The organism is Pseudomonas sp. PA-1-3F, from assembly GCF_021609665.1.
Classification (GTDB): Bacteria; Pseudomonadota; Gammaproteobacteria; order Pseudomonadales; family Pseudomonadaceae; genus Aquipseudomonas; species Aquipseudomonas paracarnis.
In genome coordinates this window covers 91807-112338 of record NZ_WJZD01000022.1, presented here as the reverse complement: position 1 = coordinate 112338, position 20532 = coordinate 91807, and the positions used below count along the sequence as shown (strand labels likewise).

At 62.2% G+C, this 20532-nt stretch carries 15 protein-coding genes; 13 read left to right on the top strand and 2 right to left on the bottom strand.

Features of this window, described 5'->3' with window-relative positions; all coding sequences use genetic code 11:
* Positions 1-150: 150 nt before the first annotated feature.
* The 13 genes from GIV26_RS17230 to ureC all read left to right on the top strand — a co-directional run bounded on the left by GIV26_RS17230 (position 151) and on the right by ureC (position 14127).
* Complete coding sequence (locus GIV26_RS17230) at positions 151-2211, top strand: TonB-dependent copper receptor (RefSeq protein WP_198791518.1); 2061 nt, start codon at positions 151-153, stop codon at positions 2209-2211.
* A gap of 118 nt (positions 2212-2329) precedes the next feature.
* The gene (locus GIV26_RS17225) at positions 2330-3691 is read left to right on the top strand and encodes a PepSY-associated TM helix domain-containing protein (protein ID WP_057977768.1); all 1362 of its coding nucleotides are present in this window, start codon (positions 2330-2332) and stop codon (positions 3689-3691) included.
* 193 nt (positions 3692-3884) lie between these two features.
* The gene (gene urtA / locus GIV26_RS17220) at positions 3885-5150 is read left to right on the top strand and encodes an urea ABC transporter substrate-binding protein (protein WP_003188149.1); all 1266 of its coding nucleotides are present in this window, start codon (positions 3885-3887) and stop codon (positions 5148-5150) included.
* 166 nt (positions 5151-5316) lie between these two features.
* Positions 5317-6819 carry an urea ABC transporter permease subunit UrtB gene (gene urtB / locus GIV26_RS17215; protein WP_236281633.1) on the top strand — a complete coding sequence of 501 codons (1503 nt, stop codon included), beginning with the start codon at positions 5317-5319 and terminating at the stop codon, positions 6817-6819.
* Positions 6819-7886, top strand: coding sequence for an urea ABC transporter permease subunit UrtC (gene urtC, locus GIV26_RS17210; RefSeq protein WP_034126400.1), 1068 nt, complete (start codon positions 6819-6821; stop codon positions 7884-7886). The genes urtB and urtC overlap by 1 nt, the downstream gene beginning before the upstream one ends.
* On the top strand, positions 7883-8716 hold the full coding sequence (gene urtD, locus GIV26_RS17205) for an urea ABC transporter ATP-binding protein UrtD (RefSeq protein WP_236281631.1): 834 nt from the start codon (positions 7883-7885) through the stop codon (positions 8714-8716). The genes urtC and urtD overlap by 4 nt, the downstream gene beginning before the upstream one ends.
* 147 nt (positions 8717-8863) lie before the next feature.
* Positions 8864-9562, top strand: coding sequence for an urea ABC transporter ATP-binding subunit UrtE (gene urtE / locus GIV26_RS17200; RefSeq protein ID WP_127880441.1), 699 nt, complete (start codon positions 8864-8866; stop codon positions 9560-9562).
* Positions 9563-9592: 30 nt separating this feature from the next.
* Positions 9593-10432 (top strand): urease accessory protein UreD, encoded by an 840-nt coding sequence (locus GIV26_RS17195; protein ID WP_236281629.1) that lies wholly within the window; start codon positions 9593-9595, stop codon positions 10430-10432.
* A 158-nt stretch (positions 10433-10590) separates the two neighbouring features.
* Entirely contained in the window at positions 10591-10893 is a 303-nt protein-coding gene (gene ureA, locus GIV26_RS17190) for an urease subunit gamma (RefSeq protein ID WP_003171437.1), read from the top strand.
* A 9-nt stretch (positions 10894-10902) separates the two neighbouring features.
* Complete coding sequence (locus tag GIV26_RS17185; RefSeq protein ID WP_127880443.1) at positions 10903-11415, top strand: GNAT family N-acetyltransferase; 513 nt, start codon at positions 10903-10905, stop codon at positions 11413-11415.
* Positions 11416-11420: 5 nt separating this feature from the next.
* Positions 11421-11954, top strand: a complete 534-nt coding sequence (locus tag GIV26_RS17180) for a GNAT family N-acetyltransferase (protein ID WP_034126396.1) — start codon at positions 11421-11423, stop codon at positions 11952-11954.
* A complete protein-coding gene (locus GIV26_RS17175) occupies positions 11951-12256 on the top strand; it encodes an urease subunit beta (protein WP_054896379.1) in 306 nt (101 codons plus the stop codon). Before GIV26_RS17180 ends, GIV26_RS17175 begins: the two co-directional genes overlap by 4 nt.
* A 170-nt stretch (positions 12257-12426) precedes the next feature.
* Positions 12427-14127 (top strand): urease subunit alpha, encoded by a 1701-nt coding sequence (ureC, locus tag GIV26_RS17170; protein WP_054896378.1) that lies wholly within the window; start codon positions 12427-12429, stop codon positions 14125-14127.
* Here ureC and GIV26_RS17165 read toward each other — a convergent pair.
* Positions 14124-19295, bottom strand: a complete 5172-nt coding sequence (locus GIV26_RS17165) for a dermonecrotic toxin domain-containing protein (RefSeq protein WP_236281627.1) — start codon at positions 19293-19295, stop codon at positions 14124-14126. The two genes, ureC and GIV26_RS17165, sit on opposite strands and share 4 nt — an antisense overlap.
* An 83-nt stretch (positions 19296-19378) precedes the next feature.
* A complete protein-coding gene (locus GIV26_RS17160; protein WP_034126393.1) occupies positions 19379-20317 on the bottom strand; it encodes a DnaJ C-terminal domain-containing protein in 939 nt (312 codons plus the stop codon).
* Between the last annotated feature and the right edge of the window lie 215 nt (positions 20318-20532).

The following is a 20532-nucleotide window of genomic DNA, read 5'->3' as shown; positions in this document are numbered from 1 at the left end:
GCCCGGCAGAGCATCTTCCCCGGAGCCCGCAGCCGCGCGCCGCCCATCGTTTCGTAAGCCCTTCACCGCGTTACTTCACCCCGGCCGACTTTAGACAGACAGCCGCAGGCTGCTGGCCGTGTTGTTTACGATTGATTGATGGAATTTGTCATGTCCAGGTTTTCTGCTGACACCCGTTTGGGAAGTACTGCCCTGCTCACCGCCTTATGCGGCGCACTATTGGCTGCCCACGCTCACGCCGACGAGCATGAGCTGAGCCCTACCGTCATCACCGCGATCGCCCCCAGCTCACCGCTGACCGTGGTCACCAACCCCAAAGACCCTCGCCAACCGGTGCCCGCCAGCGATGGCGGCGACTACCTCAAGACCATCCCCGGCTTCGCCCTGGTGCGCAACGGCGGCACCAACGGCGACCCGGTGCTGCGCGGCATGTTCGGCTCGCGCCTGAATATCCTCACCAACGGCGGCATGATGCTCGGCGCGTGCCCGGGCCGCATGGATGCGCCAACTTCGTATATTTCGCCGGAAACCTACGACAAGCTCACCGTGATCAAAGGCCCGCAAACCGTGCTCTGGGGCCCGGGCGCGTCAGCGGGCACCATCCTGTTCGACCGTGAACCCGAGCAGTTCGGCGAGCTGGGCACGCGGGTCAACGCCAGCGTATTGGCCGGTTCCAACGGGCGTTTCGACAAGGTCATCGATGCTGCTGCCGGCGGCCCATTGGGCTATGTGCGCGTGATCGGCAACCAGGCCCACGCCGACGATTACAAGGACGGCAACAACGACACCGTCGCCTCGCGTTATGACAAGTGGAACGGTGACGTGGCTGTGGGCTTCACGCCCGACGCCGACACCCTGCTGGAACTCACCGCCGGGCGTGGCGATGGTGAAGCGCGCTACGCCGGTCGCGGCATGGACGGCTCGCAGTTCCTGCGCGAAAGCCTGGGGCTGCGTTTCGAGAAATCCAATATCGGCGAGGTGCTGGATAAGGTCGAGGCCCAGGTCTACTACAACTACGCCGACCATGTGATGGACAACTACAGCCTGCGTGTCCCTTCGGGCACCGGCATGATGGCGGGCCCCATGGCGTCCAACGTCGACCGCCGCACCCTTGGCGCACGCATCAAGGCGACCTGGCGCTGGGCGGATGTGCAATTGATCAGCGGCCTGGATGCACAGACCAATGAACACCGTGCGCGTAGCAGCATGGGCATCGACACGTATAAGGATTTGCCGCGCAACAAGGACGCCAATTTCCACAACTACGGTGTGTTCGGCGAACTGACCTGGTACGCCGCCGACAACGATCGCCTGATCACCGGCGCACGCCTGGACCGCGCCTCGGCCAAGGACTTCCGTCAACGCACCGGCTCGGGAATGATGTCGCGCCCGAACCCGACCGCCGGCGACACCCGCGCCGATACATTGCCCTCGGGCTTTGTGCGTTATGAGCACGACCTGGCGGACAGCCCCACCACGCTGTATGCCGGCCTGGGCCACGCGGAACGTTTCCCGGATTACTGGGAGCTGTTTTCCCCCAACACCGGCGCGGCCGGTTCGGTGAATGCCTTCGACGGCGTGAAGCCCGAGAAAACCACCCAGCTCGACTTCGGTGCCCAGTACAAGAGCGCCGACCTGGAAGCCTGGGTGTCGGGCTATGTCGGCCAGGTGCGCGACTTCATCCTGTTCGACTACAGGCCCGGCATGATGGGCACCACCTCCCAGGCGCGCAATGTGGACGCACGTATCATGGGCGGCGAAGTGGGCGCAGCGTACAAGCTGAGCCAACACTGGAAAGCCGACGCCAGCCTCGCCTATGCCTGGGGCAAGAACAGCAGCGACGGCAAGGCCCTGCCACAAATGCCACCGCTGGACACGCGCCTGGGCCTGACCTACAGCGAAGACGATTGGAGCGCGGGTGCGTTGTGGAGGGTGGTCGCGGCGCAACACCGTATCGATCCGAACAAAGGCAACGTGGTCGGCAAAGACTACGACAAGAGCGGCGGCTTCGGCGTGTTCTCGCTGAACGCGGCATACCGCATCAACAAGCACTTCAAGGTCAGTACCGGGGTCGACAACCTGTTCGGCAAGGCTTATGCCGAGCATCTGAATCTGGCCGGTAACGCAGGCTTCGGTTACCCAGCCAACGACCCGCAGGCCATCAAGGAGCCGGGGCGTACGCTCTGGACCAAGGTGGACATGAGCTTCTAAAAGCATCGCAGGCAAGCCAGCTCCCACAGGTGCAATACAGCCCCATGTGGGAGCTGGCTTGCCTGCGATGACGGCGTAACAGACCAAGAAAAATCAAAAGCCTTATGCGGAGCACCCGATGACCACACAAAAAATTTCCTTCTACAACCTGGCCTGGCGCTGGCACTTTTACGCCGGCCTCTTCGTCGCCCCCTTCATGGTGCTGCTGGCCCTCACCGGCATCATCTACCTGTTCAAACCCCAGCTCGACCCGCTGATGTACGGCCACCTGCTCACCGTGCCCGCCGCCGAACACGCGCTGAGCGCCGACGAGCAACTGCAGCGCGCCCAAGCCGCCTACCCCCACGCCGCGATCAGCAAATACCTGCCCCCTGCCGACGCCACTCGCAGCGCGCAGTTCGTGATGCGCAACGATGCCCACGAAGTGACGGTGTTCATCGACCCCTATCGCGGCACCGTCCTCGGTGAGCAGGACGCAAACAACAACCTGCAAGCCATCGTCCGCGCCCTGCACGGCGAACTGATGATCGGCACCGTCGGCGATCGCCTGATCGAACTCGCCGCCGGCTGGGGCGTGATGCTGGTGGTGTCCGGCCTGTACCTGTGGTGGCCGCGGGGCAAGTCATCTGCAGGCATTCTGTGGCCTCGCTTCAATACCCGTGGTCGGGTGTTCTGGCGTGACCTGCACGCTGTCGCCGGCTTCTGGGGCGCGGCGTTCCTGCTGGTGATGCTGCTCAGCGGCATGACCTGGACCGGGTTCTGGGGCAAGCAATACGCCGACCTGTGGAACACCTTCCCAGCCGCGATGTGGAACAGCGTGCCGCAGTCCGACCAGCAGGCCCGTGTGCTCAACACCGCCACCCAGCAGACCGTGCCCTGGGCCCTGGAAAACACGCCGATGCCAATGTCCGGCGACCACGCCGAGCATATGAATCACGGCGCAATGCACGCAGGCCCGGCCGCACCCACGGTGCGTCTGCAACAGGTGGTCGACCTGGCCAACGCACGCAAGGTCGAGCCCGGCTACAGCATTACCTTCCCCACCACCGCCACTGGTGTATTCACCGTCGCGGTGTTCGCCGACGACCCGCGCAACGACGCCACCCTGCACGTGGACCAGTACACCGGCAAGGTCCTGGCCGATGTACGTTGGGATCATTACAACCTGGTCGCACGCGCCACCGAAACCGGCGTGATGCTGCACGAGGGCAAGATGTTCGGCTGGGTCAACCAACTGATCGTGCTGGTGATCTGCCTGATGATTCTGCTCAGCGCGGTCAGCGGCGTGGTGATCTGGTGGAAGCGCCGGCCACAAGGCGGGCTAGGTGTGCCGCCGCTGCGCCATGACCTGCCCAAGTGGAAAACCGCGATGGCGATCATGCTCGGGCTGGCGATCATTTTCCCGTTGGTAGGGGCTTCGTTGGTCCTGGTGTGGGCGCTGGATCGCTTGTTGCTGTCACGCATCAGCGCAACCGCCTGAAGCATTGTCGCGCAACGCCCTCTTTTGAAGCCTGCCGTGCACTCAACGGCCTCCGTGGCGCCAACCTGGTGCGCCACGGAGCGGCTTTACCTCCCGAACCCGCCGGTAAACCGTGTCTGGCGTAGCAGGCACAGCCTTTGCAAAGCCCTGTGTATCTGCCCCACAACAATTATCGGTACACGGAGATCGCACCATGAAGCGTCGCAGCTTGATCAAGGCTTTCACTTTGTCGGCATCTATTGCCGCCATGGGTTTGACCTGGACCGTCCAGGCCGCCGAGACCATCAAGGTCGGCATCCTGCACTCGCTGTCCGGGACCATGGCGATCTCCGAAACCTCGCTCAAAGACATGGCGCTGATGACCATCGACGAGATCAACGCCAAGGGCGGGGTGAACGGCAAGATGCTCGAACCGGTGGTGGTGGACCCGGCGTCCAACTGGCCGCTGTTCGCCGAGAAAGGTCGGCAACTGTTGACCCAGGACAAGGTGGCCGTGGTGTTCGGCTGCTGGACCTCGGTGTCGCGTAAATCCGTACTGCCGGTGTTCGAAGAACTCAACGGCTTGCTGTTCTACCCGGTGCAGTACGAAGGCGAAGAGATGTCGCCCAACGTGTTCTATACCGGTGCGGCCCCGAACCAGCAGGCGATCCCGGCGGTGGAATACCTGATGAGCGAAGAAGGCGGCAGCGCCAAGCGTTTCTTCCTGCTCGGCACCGACTACGTGTACCCGCGCACCACCAACAAGATCCTGCGCTCGTTCCTGCATTCCAAAGGCGTGGCGGATAAAGACATCGAGGAGGTCTACACCCCGTTCGGCCACGCCGATTACCAGACCATCGTCGCCAACATCAAGAAGTTCTCCGCCGGTGGCAAGACCGCGGTGGTCTCCACCGTGAACGGCGACTCCAACGTGCCGTTCTACAAAGAACTGGCCAACCAGGGCTTGAAAGCCACCGAGGTACCGGTGGTGGCGTTCTCGGTGGGTGAAGAAGAACTGCGCGGCATCGACACCAAGCCGCTGGTGGGCAACCTCGCGGCCTGGAACTACTTCCAGTCGGTGGAAAACCCGGTGAACCAGAAGTTCGTCGCCGATTGGAAAGCCTACGCCAAGAAACACAACCTGCCGGGCGCCGACAAAGCCGTGACCAACGACCCGATGGAAGCCACCTATGTGGGCATCCATATGTGGGCGCAGGCGGCGGAAAAAGCCAAGTCCACCGACGTCGACAAGGTGCGTGAAGCCCTGGGCGGCCAGACCTTCGCTGCGCCGTCGGGTTTCACCCTGACCATGGACAAGACCAACCACCACCTGCACAAGCCGGTGATGATCGGTGAGATCCAGGCCGACGGGCAGTTCTCGGTGGTGTGGCAGACCGAAGCGCCGATTCGTGCACAGCCATGGAGCCCTTACATTCCGGGCAATGACAAAAAACCGGACTATGCCGTGAAGAGCAACTAACGCCCCCACAGCTCGAATGTGGGACATGGTCACTGTGGGAGCTGGCTTGCCTGCGATGCAAACAACTCGGTGTGCCTGACACACCGCAGCGATGCCATCGCAGGCAAGCCAGCTCTTACACACAGCCTGCTCCCACACTGTCCCCGCATGACCAGGACATTTTTATATGCCCACTGCCCTCCACCGCCTCATCCTCGCCCTGCTGTTGTTGCTGCCCTTTGGCGCACACGCCAGCGACGCCGAAGACTTCCTTGCCGCCAACCCGGTGCAGCAAGCCAAACTCCTGCAGGACTGGGCCGCCCACCCCGACCCAACGCGTATCGAGTTGGTGGATGCCCTTGAGCAAGGCCAACTCACGCTCAACGGTGAAACCAAGACCGTGCGCCTGAACAACCGCCTGCGCGGTTTGATCAATAACGTGCAAGCCAGCCAGCAACTGCTCGCCGCCGACCCCAAGGTGCGCCTGGACGCAGCGCGCACCCTGCAAAAAAGCGCGGTGCCTGCACAACTTAAATTCCTCGACCAGCAGGTTGCCGCCGAGACGGATGAGCAGGTGCACAGCGCCCTCAGCCTGGCCCTGGCCAACCTGCAACTGGTCGACCCCGACCCGGTGGTGCGCCTGGCGGCCGTGCGCTTGCTCGGCAGCACCGGCGACCCGCTGGCCCGCACGCGCCTAGAGGCGCTGCTGGCGCCAGGCGTGGAAGCCGACGCCGCCGTACACACCGCCGCTGAGACCAGCCTGGCCCAGGTCAAACGCAAACTGATGATGGGTGAGATCCTCGGCCAGGCGTTCAGCGGCATGTCCCTGGGCTCGATCCTGCTGCTGGCGGCCCTGGGCCTGGCGATCACCTTCGGCCTGCTCGGCGTGATCAACATGGCTCACGGCGAGATGCTGATGCTCGGCGCCTACTCCACTTATGTGGTGCAGTTGATGATGCAGCGCTATGTGCCCCAGGCCATCGAGTTCTACCCGTTGATCGCGTTGCCGGTGGCGTTTTTTGTCACCGCGGCCATCGGCATGGCGCTGGAACGCACAGTCATCCGTCACTTGTATGGCCGCCCCCTGGAAACTCTGCTCGCCACCTGGGGCATCAGCCTGATGCTGATCCAGCTGGTGCGTCTGGTGTTCGGCGCGCAGAACGTCGAAGTGTCGAACCCGGCCTGGCTGTCTGGCGGCATCCAGGTACTGCCCAACCTGGTGCTGCCGTACAACCGCATCGTGATCATTGCCTTCGCGCTGTTCGTGGTGGTGCTCACCTGGCTGCTGCTGAACAAGACGCGCCTGGGTCTGAACGTGCGCGCCGTCACCCAGAACCGCAACATGGCCGTCTGCTGCGGCGTGCCCACCGGGCGCGTGGACATGCTCGCCTTTGGCCTCGGCTCCGGTATCGCAGGTTTGGGCGGCGTGGCGCTGAGCCAGATCGGCAACGTCGGCCCGGACCTGGGCCAGAGCTACATCATCGACTCGTTCCTGGTGGTGGTGCTCGGCGGCGTCGGTCAGTTGGCCGGCAGTGTCATGGCCGCCTTTGGCTTAGGGATCGCCAACAAAATCCTCGAACCCCAGATCGGCGCCGTGCTCGGCAAGATCCTGATCCTCGCGCTGATCATTCTGTTTATCCAGAAACGCCCGCAAGGACTCTTCGCACTGAAAGGACGGGTGATCGACTGATGAACCAGCCATTAATGCTTACGGCCACGCAAAAAGCCGGCCCCAAAGTCACGATTGCAGTCGGTGCAGTCATCCTGCTCCTGCTGCTGGCGTTGCCCCTGTGTTCGTTATTGTCTGCGGACAACCCGCTGCATGTGTCGGCCTACACCTTGACCCTGGTGGGCAAGATTCTCTGTTACGCCATCGTCGCCCTGGCGCTGGACCTGGTGTGGGGTTACGCCGGGATGTTGTCCCTGGGCCACGGTTTGTTCTTCGCCCTGGGCGGCTACGCCATGGGCATGTACTTGATGCGCCAGGCGGCAGGCAGCGAGTTGCCGGCGTTCATGACCTTTTTGTCCTGGACCGAATTGCCCTGGTATTGGGCCGGCACCGACCACTTCCTCTGGGCGTTGTGCCTGGTGGTACTGGCCCCCGGTGTGCTGGCCTTGGTGTTCGGTTTCTTCGCCTTCCGCTCGCGGATCAAGGGCGTGTATTTCTCGATCATGACCCAGGCCCTGACGTTCGCGGGGATGCTGTTGTTCTTTCGCAACGAGACCGGGTTCGGCGGCAACAACGGCTTTACCAACTTCCGCAGCATCTTAGGTTTTGGCATCACTGAACCGGGCACCCGGGCGGTGTTGTTTTTCGCCACGGTGCTGTTGCTGGTGGCCAGCCTCTACATCGGCTGGCGCCTGGCGAAAAGCAAGTTCGGCCGAGTGCTCACCGCCCTGCGCGATGCCGAGAACCGCCTGATGTTCTGCGGCTACGACCCACGCGGTTTCAAGCTGTTCGTGTGGGTGTTGAGCGCAGTGTTGTGCGGCCTTGCCGGTGCGCTGTATGTGCCGCAGGTGGGCATCATCAACCCCAGCGAAATGTCACCGACCAACTCCATCGAAGCCGCTGTGTGGGTAGCGCTGGGCGGGCGTGGCACGTTGATCGGGCCGTTGCTCGGCGCTGGTGTGGTCAATGGCATGAAGAGCTGGTTTACCGTGGCCTTCCCCGAGTACTGGCTGTTCTTCCTGGGCGCGCTGTTCATCATCGTCACCCTGTACCTGCCCAAGGGCGTTATCGGCCTGCTGAAGAAATGAGGAACGTCATGCTTGAACCAATTTTCGACGCAGGCAGCGGCCGCGATGCGATTGGCATCGGCCAGGTCGCGGGCAAAGGGCTCAACACCCGGCACGGCACCATTCTGACCCTGGAAGATATCAGCGTCAGCTTCGACGGTTTCAAGGCCCTCAACGACCTGAACCTGTACATCGGCGTGGGCGAGTTGCGCTGCATTATCGGGCCCAACGGCGCGGGCAAGACCACGCTGATGGACGTGATCACCGGCAAGACCCGGCCCAGGCACGGCAAGGCCTGGTTTGGCGAAACCCTGGACCTGACCCGCATGAGCGAAGTGCAGATCGCCCAGGCCGGCATCGGGCGCAAGTTCCAGAAGCCCACGGTGTTCGAAGCCTTGAGCGTGTTCGAAAACCTCGAGCTGGCGCAGAAGACCGACAAGTCGGTGTGGGCCAGCCTGCGTGCGCGCCTGAACGGGGAACAGAAGCACCGCATCGAGGAAGTGCTCGACACCATCCGCCTCACCGCCTCCGTGCATCGCCCCGCCGGCTTGCTGTCCCACGGCCAGAAGCAGTTTCTGGAAATCGGCATGTTGCTGATGCAAGACCCGCAACTGTTGCTGCTGGATGAACCGGTAGCAGGCATGACCGATGCCGAAACCGAATTCACCGCCGAGCTGTTCAAGCGCCTGGCCGGCAAGCACTCGTTGATGGTGGTGGAACATGACATGGGGTTTGTCGGCTCCATCGCTGATCACGTCACCGTATTGCATCAGGGCAGCGTACTGGCCGAAGGGTCGCTGGAACAGGTGCAGGAAAACGAGCGGGTGATCGAGGTTTACCTCGGCCGCTAACGCTGACACGAACGGCTGATCGTTCCCACGCTCCGCGTGGGAATGCCAGGTTGGACGCTCCGCGTCCCGCTGAGCAACGGTGACGCAGAGCGTCACGGTATGCATTCCCACGCAGAGCGTGGGAACGATCATTGAGGAGAATCGAACATGCTGCAAGTCGACAAGCTGCACCAGTACTACGGCGGTAGCCACATCCTGCGTGGGCTGTCTTTTGACGTGAAGATCGGCGAAGTCACCTGCCTGCTCGGGCGTAACGGCGTGGGCAAGACCACCCTGCTCAAGTGCCTGATGGGCCTGCTGCCGGCCAAGGAAGGCGCAGTGAACTGGGAAGGCAAGGCCATCACCGGCTTCAAGCCGCACCAGCGCGTACATGCCGGCATCGCCTACGTGCCCCAGGGCCGGGAGATATTCGGGCGGCTGACCGTAGAAGAAAACCTGCTGATGGGACTGTCGCGCTTCCCCGGCTCCGAAGCCAAAGAGGTGCCGGCCTTCATCTACGAGCTTTTCCCGGTGTTGCTGCAAATGAAGCATCGACGTGGCGGTGACTTGTCCGGCGGGCAGCAGCAACAGTTGGCGATTGGCCGTGCCCTGGCGAGTCGCCCGCGCCTGTTGATTCTCGATGAGCCCACCGAAGGCATCCAGCCGTCGGTAATCAAGGAAATCGGCGCTGTGATCAAGAAGCTCGCGGAGCGCGGCGATATGGCGATCCTGTTGGTGGAGCAGTTCTATGACTTTGCCGCTGAACTGGCTGACCAGTACCTGGTGATGTCCCGTGGCGAAATCGTGCAACAGGGCCGTGGTGAAAATATGGAACGCGAAGGTGTGCGTGGGCTGGTAACCATCTAATCTGTAGCCTCCTAACGATAAGCACACGCCATGAACCTGCCCGTTACCCCTGCCCTGTTCACGCCCAGCTGGCACGCCGAGCTGGAACTCGGCTACGCGCGTGTCAAAGACACCACGCGCCCGGTGCTGCGCCGCCACCTTGGCCCGCTGCGGGTGCAAAAACACCTGTACGCCGAAGGCCCCGAGGTATGCCAGCACATCATCGTGCACCCGCCCGGCGGGATTGCCGGTGGCGATCGCCTGGACATCAGCGCCCATGTGGGCACGGGTGCCTGGGCACAACTGACCAGCCCCGGCGCCGCCAAGTGGTACCGCGCCAGCGGCCCGGCGTTTCAACACGTCAAGTTGACCGTCGAGGCCGGCGCGACGCTGGAATGGCTGCCTCAGGAAACCATCGTATTCAGCGCCGCCCAGGCCGAACTGACCACGCGAGTGGATCTGTCGGGCGATGCTCGGTTGTTCTACTGGGATGTGGTCGCTCTGGGCCGCCCGGCCAGTGGCGAACGGTTCGACCTTGGCCACTTTCAATCGCACCTGGACATTCGCCGCGACGGCCAGTTGCTCTGGCACGAACGCCAGCGCATTGTGGGCGCCGATGGATTGCTGGATTCGCCAATCGGGCTGGATGGGCAACCGGTGTTTGCCACGTTGCTGGTGACCGGTGAGCTCGACCCTGAACTGCTTGAACAATGCCGCTCACTGCCCCACGCGGTGCGCGGGGATTTGACCCAATTGCCTGGCTTACTGGTGGCGCGCTGTTTGGCCAGTGAAGCACTGCTGGCGCGGGGATGGTTGATTGATTTATGGCGGCTTTTACGCCCGGCGCTGTTTGGGCGTGAAGCAGTCGCACCAAGAATCTGGAGCACATGAAGATGCGCCCTTTTGTAGGAGCGAGCTTGCTCGCGAAAATCGTTAACGATAACGCGGGCATCCTGAATGCACGCGGCGCCCTCGGGTTTTTCGCGAGCAAGCTCGCTCCTACAGGGGTAAGCGCTCGTCTTTTTAACTGCCTTACTACGGACTGAACCATGGACCTGACCCCACGGGAAAAAGACAAACTGCTGATCTTCACCGCAGGCCTGGTCGCCGAACGGCGCCTGGCACGCGGAGTGAAGCTCAACTACCCGGAGACCATCGCCTACATCTCCGCCGCCCTGATGGAAGGCGCCCGCGATGGCCGCACCGTGGCCGACCTGATGCACTACGGCACCACCCTGCTCAGCCGCGAACAGGTTATGGAAGGTATCCCGGAAATGATCCCGGATATCCAGGTGGAAGCCACGTTCCCCGACGGCACCAAGCTGGTCACCGTCCACCAGCCCATTGCCTGAGGCGCAGCCATGATTCGTGATGCAACCGAACACGACCTGCCGGCGATCCGCGCCATCTACAACGACGCGGTGTTGAACACCACGGCGATCTGGAACGAGCAACCGGTGGACCTGGCCAACCGCCAGGCCTGGTTCAGTGCGCGCCAGGCCCAGCAGTACCCGATCCTGGTCGCGGTGGACAACGACGAAGTCACCGGCTACGCCTCATTCGGCGACTGGCGCCCCTTCGAAGGCTTCCGCTACAGCGTCGAACACTCGGTATACGTGCGCAATGACCAGCGCGGCAAAGGCCTCGGCCCGCGCCTGATGCAGGCCCTGATCGAGCGCGCCCGCAGCCGCGGCAAGCACGTCATGGTCGCCGCCATCGAAAGCGGCAACCTGGCCTCGATCTGCCTGCATGAGCGCCTGGGCTTCGTGACTACCGGGCAAATGCCGCAAGTGGGCATCAAGTTCGGCCGCTGGCTGGACCTGACCTTTATGCAACTGACGTTGAATCCGGGCGCCGAACCGCCCCAGGAGTGAGATCGATGAGCGCTGCACAACTGCGTCGAGTCAATGCTGAAAGCTTTGCCCATTACCGCCGGGGCTTGATCGAGCTGTTGCTGGACGCGGTGCAGCACGGCGCTTCGGTGGGCTTCATGGCCGACTTCGATGAGGCCCAGGCCCGGGACTACCTGACCGGCGTGCAAGCCGGCGTCGAGGACACCAGCCTGCTGCTGTGGGTAGTGGTGCGCGACGAGCAGGTGATCGCCAGCGTGCAATTGGCGTTGTGCCAGAAAGCCAACGGCCTGAACCGCGCCGAGGTGCAAAAGTTGCTGGTGCACAGCAGCGCCCGTCGCCATGGCCTGGGCCAGCAATTGATGAATACCCTGGAGCTCGCCGCGCGCCAGCACAAGCGTGGCCTGCTGTACCTGGACACCGAGGCCGGCTCCGGCGCCGAAGCCTTTTATCAGTCGCTGCGCTACACCAAGCTCGGTGAACTGCCCGACTATTGCCAAAGCCCGGACGGGCGTTACAGCCCGACCGCCATCTACTTCAAGACCCTGGGGCAACCTGCATGATTCCTGGTGAATATCAGATCCAGCCTGGCGAGATCGAACTGAATGTCGGCCGCCGCACCCTCATCCTCGGCGTAGCCAACAGCGGCGACCGGCCGATCCAGGTGGGCTCGCATTACCACTTTTTCGAGACCAATGACGCGCTGGAATTCGACCGCGCGGCCAGCCGTGGCATGCGCCTTAATATTCCGGCGGGCACGGCGGTGCGGTTTGAGCCGGGGCAGCGTCGGGAGGTGGAGTTGGTGGAGTTGAGTGGTGCAAGGCGGGTATTTGGGTTTGCAGGGCGAGTCATGGGCGATCTTTAGGGCCTCATCGCAGGCGAGCCAGCTCCCACCGTTGGAATGCAATTAGATCGTTCCCACGCTCCGCGTGGGAACGCCGCCAGGGACGCTCTGCGTCCGCTCTTTACGTCGTGACGCAGAGCGTCACAGGATGCATTCCCACGCAGAACGTGGGAACGATCGAGGACACACCCATGAAGATATCCAGACAAGCCTACGCCGACATGTACGGCCCCACCGTCGGTGACAAGGTGCGCTTGGCCGACACCGAACTGTTCGTCGAAGTCGAGCAGGACTTCACCGTCTATGGCGAAGAAGTCAAATTCGGCGGCGGCAAGGTGATCCGTGACGGCCAGGGCCAGAGCCAATTGCTCGCCCATGAAGTAGTCGACACGCTGATCACCAACGCATTGATCATCGACCACTGGGGCATCGTCAAGGCCGACGTCGGCTTGAAGAATGGCCGCATCCACGCGATTGGCAAAGCCGGCAACCCGGACATCCAGCCCGGCGTGACCATGGCCATCGGCGCGAGCACCGAAGTGATCGCCGGGGAAGGCATGATCCTCACCGCCGGCGGCATCGACTCCCACGTGCATTTCATTTGCCCACAGCAGATCGAAGAGGCCCTGACCAGCGGCGTCACCACCATGATCGGCGGCGGCACGGGGCCGGCCACCGGCACCAACGCCACCACCTGCACTTCCGGCCCGTGGCACCTTGCGCGGATGCTGCAGGCCAGCGATTCGTTCCCGATGAACATTGGCTTTACCGGCAAGGGCAACGCCAGTTTGCCCGAGCCGCTGATCGAGCAGGTCAAGGCCGGTGCTATCGGCTTGAAGCTACATGAAGACTGGGGCACCACACCCGCGAGCATCGACAACTGCCTGAGCGTCGCCGATGCCTACGACGTGCAGGTGGCGATCCACAGTGACACCCTCAATGAGTCGGGCTTTGTCGAAACCACCCTCGCCGCGCTCAAGGGCCGCACCATCCACACGTACCACACCGAAGGTGCCGGTGGCGGCCATGCACCGGACATCATCAAGGCCTGCGGCTTCCCCAATGTACTGCCCAGCTCCACCAACCCGACGCGGCCGTTCACGCGTAATACCATCGACGAACACCTGGACATGTTGATGGTGTGTCACCACCTGGACCCAAGCATTGCCGAAGACGTGGCCTTCGCCGAAAGCCGCATCCGCCGCGAAACCATCGCCGCCGAAGACATCCTGCACGACCTCGGCGCGTTCTCGATGATCAGCTCCGACAGCCAGGCCATGGGCCGTGTCGGCGAAGTGATCACGCGCACCTGGCAGACCGCCGACAAGATGAAAAAACAGCGTGGCCCCCTGCCGGGCGACGGCGTGGGCAACGATAACTTCCGCGCCAAACGCTACATCGCCAAGTACACCATCAACCCGGCGATCACCCACGGTATCAGCCATATCGTCGGTTCCATCGAAGTCGGCAAATGGGCCGACCTGGTGCTGTGGCGCCCGGCGTTTTTCGGCATCAAGCCCACGCTGATCCTCAAGGGCGGCGCCATTGCTTCGAGCCTGATGGGCGACGCCAACGCCTCGATCCCGACGCCGCAGCCGGTGCATTACCGCCCTATGTTCGCCAGCTTCGGCAGCTCCCTGCACGCCACCAGCCTGACGTTTATCAGCCAGGCCGCGCAGGCGGCCGGACTGCCCGAGGCCCTGGGCCTGAAGAAGCAGATCGCGGTGGTCAAGGGTTGCCGCGACGTGCAGAAAACCGACCTGATCCACAACGATTACCTGCCGGATATCGAGGTGGACCCGCAAACCTATCAGGTCAAGGCTGACGGTCAGTTGCTGTGGTGCGAACCGGCCGAGGTGTTGCCGATGGCCCAGCGGTACTTCCTGTTCTAGAGGATGGCGCTGATCGCTTGATCGGTCAGTGTCTGGTTCAAGGTGATCAGTTCGGCATTGATGCGGCCAAAGGTGTCGTCGTAGTCTTGCTGGGACATCAGTTGCCCCGGTTCACTTTGCGAAGCCGGTCGGCCCAGGCGCTGGGCCAACCGGCTGATGGTTTGGCGCAGGGCCTGCCTCGCGCTCTCAGGGAGGTTGGCTGCGGCGGCCCATTGTTCCTGCGCGGCCTGATAGTCAATCAGTGCATCGAACTTTGCGGCAATCGACGCGTAGTCAGCTGGATGAGCCCGCTGCAGAAAGTCGGTCCACATCGGTTGCTCCAGCAGGTTGCCACGCAGCAGCTCGCCTTGGTCCAGTAGCTGTACGCGGTTGAATGCCGCCTCGACCATGGGCTCTGTCACATATTCCTCGTGGAACATCATGCTCCGCGATTGCCAGGGCAGGTCCAGACGGGTTGCCAATGGCGTTGTGTACGCCAGGTAGATCTCGACTTCGTCGATATCGGCGATCAAATTGCCGTGGGCATCGTAATGATCGACGCGTACGCCTTTCGCGTCGTACTCCGGAAACTTGACGTCGTCGGCCTGCAGTTGGGACACGCGCTCATGGGCGATACGGCCCAACTCATCGAGCCGCCACTTGCCCCTGGCCAGGTTGAAGACAGTTTTGCGCACGGAGGCCACGTCCTCGCTGAAGTACGCCGACCAATGCAGCACGGCAACGCCCATCGCATTGAACATCTGGGCTCCGGCGTCCACGCAGGCTGCAGGGTCCCGGGCCATCAGGAACAACTGCTCGCGCAATTCGGCGTCTTCGCCCATCGCCTCAAGTATGCGCCAGACCTTGGCGGTAAGTTCCGGCAACCATACGCCGCCCCCGACTGTCGAGTCCCCGGAGTTTCTGACGGCACGAAGAACATTGAAAAAGCCCTCAGAGCCAAACGAACCTTCAAGCATGTCCCATAACACTTGCCTGGAGGGCCATTCCTGCGCCGAATAACCGGTTTTCCACTGCTCGCTGTCGCGCGCGCCCCTTTTCGGCAATTGGCGATCCGGATCGCGGCCGGCGGCCTCGATGTACCGCTTGAATTGAGCAAGCAGCTCAGGCGTCAGCTCTTCACGGGTGAGGAACGTTTTCGCCACAATCAGGGCCTTATCCGAGCCCGGCGCGAACTCAGGAATCCGCGCTATCGGGTTCTGCCGCATATCCAGAATGAAGTCTTCCGGCCTGGGCACACGGAACACACTGCTAGGCCACTCCACCAGGCTTGTTTCATTGAGCAGCAAGGTATGTAAGCGCGGCATGCGCCCGACATCGGGTGGCAAGCCGAGTGGGTTCATTTCCAAAAATAACTCTTTGAGATGCACCCGATCTTTCAAGCGCAAGACGTCTTCAGGCGTAAGGACAATACTGTTACCGCCCAAATGCAACCGCTGCAAATGCGGCATCTGTTCGATGGCTGACGGCAGGCGTGTCAGTTGAGCGGCCTCGATCCCTAATCGACGCAGACCGCGAAAGTTAGCGAGCAGTGGCCGCACATCCGCATCCGTCAGCTGCGAGCCTTCGGTTCCCACAATGCCCAAGTAGCTGACATGGTCGAAGTTTGCAGTCAGTGCGGGCAAGGTTCGGAGCTGCTGCGCCAGGTCCTCTTCCAACCATTCGATTTTCTGCCCCAAGAGGCGCCCATTTCGATCGTAGTGCCTTGGGCCAACTTTTCTCCAGGCGTCATCCAGCGCCGTATAAATCTTGCGCCTGGCCCTCAGCACCTGACGTTGCTGGTCACCGAACGCCTCCATGCCTTGGGGCGGTGTACTCAGCCAGTTGTGCAAGGTGGACTGCAGGGTCTTGTACTCTTGCTCCAACGCACGCAGCCAGCTCAGGTCCAGCGCGCCGCGCTCGTTGATCAGGGCGAGCATTTCGTCCCGGGTGATTTCCGGGTACAGGCTGCGGACCCGCTCGCGTGTGATTTTTTCCCACTCCGTGCCACCGCGCCCGCTCAATGGATAGCCGCGACGCTCGCCCGGCAACACGCTCGGCGGTCGAAAAAACGGCAGCTTTTCCGGCGACATGCCCAAGGCTTTGCGCAACGGTGCTCGGCCTAATGCATGTTGCTGGATCAACCCCTTCAATTGCTCACCCTGGCCGACATGGGGCAGGCCAATCGCGTTGCGATGGGCGTCGGTCAACGCGTGCTGCAAGGCGCCGTAGAAACCATCGAGGCCATGCAGATCCTGACCGCGCTCATCAAAGGCTTGATAACGCCCATCCTCCATACGTGCCAGGACCTTGCGATTGCTCGCCTCCTGAGGGCCAAAACTGGCACGCAATGGGCCTTCAAACCGACCCTCGCGCACTTCCAGGCACAGATTGTCCGACCAGCCGGGCAGCGCCGGCAGTGTGTGGAGGGCCAGGGTTTCGGTGTCTGGGCCGGCCAACGCATCGAGGTACAAGCCTTCATACGCGAGGGTCAGGCGCATTTGCTGCTGCGCCCGGCGCGCCTTTTCAGCGAGGCGCAGGGGAATGCGCTTGGCGCGGCTCATCGTGTCGCGCTCGGTCGGCGTCGCGTCCGCCAGCACTTCGCGCGCCAAAATCGTCGGCACACCGCTGAAGTCACGCTGGATCAGCATAATCGCGGTGTCGGAGAGTGGCTGCTGCTCGACGTAAATACTCTTCATCAACCGCTCGCGCACCTCGATGGCCCTTTGTTCGAGTTTCAATTGCAGGGCCTCGGTTCTCGCCTCGGGTGTGCGGGCGGTGTAACTGCCCACCAGAGCATCGCGCTGAGGTTCGCTGAACGCTTCGATAATGCGTATGGGCAACTGGCCGCTCATCAATTCGGCGCGGTGGACCTGCACGGTGTCCGCCGCCGCGGCCTGCTGATTACCGTATTTGATCGACGGCCCGCTCAACTCGGTGCCGGAAAATGCCTCGATCGCCTTGCTCGCTGGCCATCCAGGCAACTCCACCGCCAGGGATGCGGCATAGCTGCACAGTGCGCTGCTGAGCGAGCCCTGGCGAATACCCTCGGCGACGCTCACCGCATCGCGATACGCCCTGAACTGGCGCAGGGTGTCGAGCAGGATCGCCGGTACCGGCTCGCCTTCCACATGCACGCGGCGCAGCACGTCCTCACTCACCGCCGCAACGCTGCGCACCTGCTCCAACTCGGCATCACTGAAGCCCTCCGTCACCGGGCCCAATCGCCGCATCAACGTGGCGCCTTCCCAGGTGTGCGGGCGTTCCACTTCATGGTTCCAGAGGCCAGCGCCGTTGCTCTTCAATATCGGTTGATAGGCCTCGGCGCGCGTGGGATGGAGGATGCGGTATTGCTCGGTCAGCGGGTCTTGTTGCACGGCATAGCGTTTACCCTCCAATGGCAGCACGGTCTGGCCGTTGTGCCGGTGCAGGCCTTGCTCATCCACCGCCACTGAAGGTAGGGACGCGGTGTGCTCATAGGTCGACAAGTCGGGTTTCCACAGCCGAGTCTTGCCACTGGGGAGAGTGACGGCCTTGAGCTGCTCGATAAACGGCGACACGGCGAAGTGCACCACGGCTGCCTGCACCGCCAGCGTCGCCAGGTTTTCCACCACGTCGGTGATGTGCGCCCAGCCCTCTTCGCGATCGCCTTCGCTCAGCTCGATGACACCTTCGATGACTTCGTAGAGCATTTGCCCGGCCATCGCCACGGCCATCAGCACGCCAAGCGGTGGCACCGCCATGGCCACCAGGTTGAGACCGAACAGGCCAATGCTCATGTAATGCGCGGCGCGCAGTGAGCGCGAGGCCTCATCGACATCGGCGGTGCTCACCGCACGATGCCGCGCATTCTCGAACAGGCGGGCACGCAGGCTGCCCAGGCGATAGGTCCACAGGTCTGCAACTTGCCATAGGTCCGTCAGGGTGTGGGCGCGAATGTTGAATTCAGGGGCAGTGGCATGCACGCGCACGTAGGGATGTGGTTCGCCCAGTGTCGAAGGCGTGGCAAAGGACGGAGAAGCGAGCAGGCGCCCCCATTCCGATCGCAAGGCCTGTGCGCCAAACGGCTGGGGGGGTGCGTCCAGCACCAGTTCGGTCAGCCGTTTGTAGTAGTAGGCGCGGTCTTTGTCGGCAACGAACCGGGCAAAAAAATGCTGGTTCGGCGTAGCCCTCCAGCCTTGAGAGCGGTCAGCTTCCTGGGTGGTTTTCGCGCTCAGGCGCTCGGTCAATGCAGTGCTGAAGTCATTGAAGGTGTCATAGCGCTTGATGGGATGGTCGGGGTCATCGGGAATATAAACGATGACCCAGCAGGTGTAGCCAGGCTTGGCGCAAGCGTCGATGACCAGGCAATCATGCAGGTGCAGGTTCATCAGGCTCAGGCTGCGATACACGATGGGCTTGCCGTCGCTGAGAATGTGTTTTTCCCCGGCCGCCACACGCATCAGCAAGGCGTGGTCGCTGTCACCAATGTCGCCCTTGAGCAACGCCAGGTACGCTGCCGCCTTGAAGGCGGCTTTCTGGTGCCGGACATAACGCTCGCGCAGTTCGGCCTGGGACTCGGCGTCGTCAGGTTTCAACTGCGCCTTGAGGTGAGCCTGGTACTGCTTGCCCAGGTCCAGTTCTCGGCAAAGCTGGGTGAACGCATGAATCTTCAGGGTCGTGGTGTGGCGCTCGAAATGATCGCGCACGTCCGGTTGGGTGATGAAACCTGAGGCACTGTCGAAATAGCCCTCTCGAGTCTCGCGTTGCTCAAAGTTGCCAAGGGCAGCGTGCAGCAGGGAGAACGTTTTGACCCTGAAGCCACTGGTCTTTACGCCAAAGGCATCTTCGACCGGTACATACAGGCGCAACCAGGTTTGATTGACGTCCAGCTCGTGGCCGATAGCCTTTAGCTTGGCTTCCAACAAGGGTTGGGCAAACGCTTGCTCCGAGCGTATGTGACTGAAGGTTTTCTCCAGTTCGTTGAGCGACTCGCAACGGGCGTCCAGCAACACTTTGAGCTGATCTTTGTGCGCCTGGGAAGCAGCGTCATACCAGCGGGGAATGGCTGGCGGCGTGTCTTTGAGGGCCTTGCGACGGGAGGGCGAACTGTTGACCAGGCAAGTAGGGATCGCCTGTTTGATCAGTTCGTAATGTTGGCCCTGCTCACCAGGAAGCGGGGTGACGGGGTCGGTGACCTGAAAGTCCGGCATGGGATGACAACCTTTTCTTGGAAGAGGTTGTCATCCTAGGCACGCCGTTTTTGCGGCTGGCGCTAACTAAATCAATAACCCGTTCAAAACTGCTCGCGCGGGTTGAACGCAGCCTTTTGCGCCAGGGCCTCCCACAATGCCTTGACCTCATCATCCGCCGCCTTGGGCATGACGGCCTTGAGCTGGATGAACAGATAGCCGCGTTGCCCGGCCTTGTTCAGCAAACCATGGCCCTTGGCACGCATGCGCTGGCCGTTCTGGCTACCGGCAGGCACCTTGAGGTTGATCTTGCCGGTGAGGGTCGGCACGGCCACTTCCGTGCCCAGCGCCAACTCCCAGGGTGCCAGCGGCAGGTTGATGATCAGGTTTTCGCCGTCCACCTCGAACCTGGGGTGGGGCGCAAACTTGATGATCAGGTACAAATCACCATTGGCCCCGCCGCCAATGCCAGGCGCGCCCTGGGCCTTGAGGCGAATGCGCTCGCCATCGGCCACACCGGCCGGGATCTTCACGTTCAGGCTTTTGGTGGTGTTGCTCACATGCCGACCGGAGGCATCGTATTGCGGCACCTGGAAGCTGATCTGCTTGGACTCGGTGGACAGGGTTTCCTCCAGGGAGACCGTGAGCTGCATCTCCACATCCTGGCCCTTGCGCCCGGTAGGACGGCGCTGGCCGCCACCGAAAGCATCACCACGCGAGCCGAAGATCGAACTGAAAAAGTCCGAAAAGTCGCCCGCGTCCTGGCCACCACCAAAGCCGCCACGGCTCTGCCAGCCCGGTGGCCCCTGGAACGGCTGGCCATGCTGGCCGTACTTGCGCAGTTCGTCGTATTCGGCGCGCTTGTCGGCGCTTTTAAGCGCTTCATAGGCCTCGGACGCATCCTTGAACTTGGCTTCGGCGTCCTTTTCCTTGCTGACGTCCGGGTGATATTTGCGCGCCAGCTTGCGATAAGCCGACTTGATCTCTTTGTCATCAGCCGTGGGCTCGACACCGAGAATCTTGTAGTAGTCTTTGAAATCCATGGGGGCATCACCATCCGTTATCGATATCGCGCAGCCCGCCACACGGCACGCCATGGCTGGCAGCCTGGGAATTGATGTCAGGGCGCGTCATAAGTTAATCGGCGGCACACAGGGTCAGTGCAATCACTGTGTACCGCCTGGATATGCCCACAAGATTGGGGCAAAACCCGCCCTTTCAAGATGGGATATGGCTATTTACGACGACAGACCCGTTA

What these genes read in the sequence shown, in the direction of transcription:
- GIV26_RS17230 (WP_198791518.1), top strand. Translation starts at nt 151, where the DNA reads ATGTCCAGGTTTTCTGCTGACACCCGTTTGGGAAGTACTGCCCTGCTC.
- GIV26_RS17225 (WP_057977768.1), top strand. Translation starts at nt 2,330, where the DNA reads ATGACCACACAAAAAATTTCCTTCTACAACCTGGCCTGGCGCTGGCAC.
- urtA (WP_003188149.1), top strand. Translation starts at nt 3,885, where the DNA reads ATGAAGCGTCGCAGCTTGATCAAGGCTTTCACTTTGTCGGCATCTATT.
- urtB (WP_236281633.1), top strand. Translation starts at nt 5,317, where the DNA reads ATGCCCACTGCCCTCCACCGCCTCATCCTCGCCCTGCTGTTGTTGCTG.
- urtC (WP_034126400.1), top strand. Translation starts at nt 6,819, where the DNA reads ATGAACCAGCCATTAATGCTTACGGCCACGCAAAAAGCCGGCCCCAAA.
- urtD (WP_236281631.1), top strand. Translation starts at nt 7,883, where the DNA reads ATGAGGAACGTCATGCTTGAACCAATTTTCGACGCAGGCAGCGGCCGC.
- urtE (WP_127880441.1), top strand. Translation starts at nt 8,864, where the DNA reads ATGCTGCAAGTCGACAAGCTGCACCAGTACTACGGCGGTAGCCACATC.
- GIV26_RS17195 (WP_236281629.1), top strand. Translation starts at nt 9,593, where the DNA reads ATGAACCTGCCCGTTACCCCTGCCCTGTTCACGCCCAGCTGGCACGCC.
- ureA (WP_003171437.1), top strand. Translation starts at nt 10,591, where the DNA reads ATGGACCTGACCCCACGGGAAAAAGACAAACTGCTGATCTTCACCGCA.
- GIV26_RS17185 (WP_127880443.1), top strand. Translation starts at nt 10,903, where the DNA reads ATGATTCGTGATGCAACCGAACACGACCTGCCGGCGATCCGCGCCATC.
- GIV26_RS17180 (WP_034126396.1), top strand. Translation starts at nt 11,421, where the DNA reads ATGAGCGCTGCACAACTGCGTCGAGTCAATGCTGAAAGCTTTGCCCAT.
- GIV26_RS17175 (WP_054896379.1), top strand. Translation starts at nt 11,951, where the DNA reads ATGATTCCTGGTGAATATCAGATCCAGCCTGGCGAGATCGAACTGAAT.
- ureC (WP_054896378.1), top strand. Translation starts at nt 12,427, where the DNA reads ATGAAGATATCCAGACAAGCCTACGCCGACATGTACGGCCCCACCGTC.
- GIV26_RS17165 (WP_236281627.1), bottom strand. Translation starts at nt 19,295, where the DNA reads ATGCCGGACTTTCAGGTCACCGACCCCGTCACCCCGCTTCCTGGTGAG.
- GIV26_RS17160 (WP_034126393.1), bottom strand. Translation starts at nt 20,317, where the DNA reads ATGGATTTCAAAGACTACTACAAGATTCTCGGTGTCGAGCCCACGGCT.